Below are 1662 nucleotides of genomic sequence, written 5' to 3' on the forward strand. Positions count from 1 at the left end.
AGGGTGTGCACGCCCGGCGCGATCAGCCCCAGGTAGTGCAGCGAGGCAACCAGGCCGAGGGTGCCGTGGCCGCACATGCCCAGATAACCGGCGTTGTTGAAGAAGATCACGCCGCAGGTCGCGCCCGGGGTGACCGGCGCGCAATACAGCGCCCCCACCAGCACGTCGTTGCCGCGCGGTTCCAGCAGGCAGGCGCGGCGCCATTGATCATGGTGGCTGCGCAGGTCGTCGAGTTGAGCGGCCATGGTGTCGCCGGTCAGCGCAGGAAAGCCATTCATGATCAGGCGTGTGGGTTCGCCGCCGGTGTGGGAGTCGATAACGTGCAGGCGTTTCATGCAAGGCTCCATCAGTGAGTGGCCGCAGAGTGAGTGGCTAAAGAGGGTGGGGTGCTGTAGTGATCGTCACTGACGGCTTCGCTTTTATCGTCGTCGCTTTCCAGGCGCACCAGGTAGGCAATGGCGCTATCGTGAACCCCCTAAGCGGGCGACGATTGATGGTTTGCGCCGGGATGGATGACGAATTCAGCACAGTTTGCAGCGCTCGACAGGGTCCCGGGCATGGGGCAATCTGCTCGGCGTCGGGGTCAGAAACGGGCGATGAAGATCATGGTGCAGCACGTGTTTGCGAGTCTCTTGCAGGGCAGTCGCCCCCACAGCATCGAGCAGTTGCTGACAGGCGCGGCGCAGCTGTTGCCGTTGCTGGATGTGATCCCCAACGCGGCGTTTTTCATCAAGGACATCGAGGCCCGCTACGTGCTCGCCAACCGCACCCTGGTGCAGCGCTGCGGCCTGCGGCAACTGCAGCCGCTGCTGGGCAAGACCAGCGCCGAGGTATTCCCGGCGCAACTGGGGCCGGGCTATACCGAGCAGGACCGGCGTGTGCTGCAGCAGGGTCTGGTGCTGGAGGACCAGCTTGAGCTGCACCTTTACGGCAGCCGCGAACCGGGCTGGTGCCTGACGCACAAATGGCCGCTGTATAACGCTGGCGGCGCGATCATCGGCCTGGCCGGCATTTCGCTCGACCTGCAGTCGGCCAGCCAGACCCACCCTGCCTACCAACGCCTGGCGGCGGTAGACGAACATATCCGCGCTCACTTCAACCGCCGTGTCACCCTCGGGGAGCTGACGCGCATTGCCGGTATCTCCGTGGCGCAGTTGGAGCGCTATTGCAAGCGGGTGTTCCACCTTACGCCCCGGCAAATGATCCAGAAGGTGCGGCTGGAGCATGCCCACCGATTGTTGCACTCCGAACTGCCGATTACCGACGTCGCCTTGCAGTGCGGCTATACCGACCACAGTGCGTTTACTCGACAGTTCAAGGCGTCGACCGGGTTTACGCCCAGGCAATATCGGCAGGCCACCCAATAGGTGTGGGAGGGGGCTTGCTCCCGATGGCGGCCTCAGGGCCGACCGGGATTTTGTGTCGATCCTGGCCCAAATGTGGGAGGGGGCTTGCCCCCGATGGCGGCCTCAGGGCCGACCAGGATGTTGGATCAGATCAAGTACATATCCGTTTCTGCGGTAACGGCTGATTAGGGTTCCGCCCTGACGGCGGCTCACTTTTGAAAAGCGCAAAAGTAAGCAAAACGCTCTTGCCCCACCACTCGGCACCTCGCCTAGGCTCGGTGTGCCCTCTCTCCGGCTTGAATCCGTGGGCCGCCGC

Annotated in this window: 2 protein-coding genes; one reads left to right on the forward strand and one right to left on the reverse strand. The window is 63.5% G+C overall.

The window, feature by feature from the left end; all coding sequences use genetic code 11:
* Positions 1-335, reverse strand: a 335-nt coding sequence (locus tag BFP96_RS09960; protein ID WP_177343730.1) for a proline racemase family protein, incomplete at its 3' end; no start/stop codon positions are given.
* Between the two features lie 270 nt (positions 336-605).
* Here BFP96_RS09960 and BFP96_RS09965 point away from each other — a divergent pair.
* A complete protein-coding gene (locus BFP96_RS09965; RefSeq protein WP_065936121.1) occupies positions 606-1367 on the forward strand; it encodes an AraC family transcriptional regulator in 762 nt (253 codons plus the stop codon).
* Positions 1368-1662 lie beyond the last annotated feature (295 nt).

This window comes from Pseudomonas sp. 34 E 7 (assembly GCF_900005715.1).
Classification (GTDB): domain Bacteria; phylum Pseudomonadota; class Gammaproteobacteria; order Pseudomonadales; family Pseudomonadaceae; genus Aquipseudomonas; species Aquipseudomonas orientalis_A.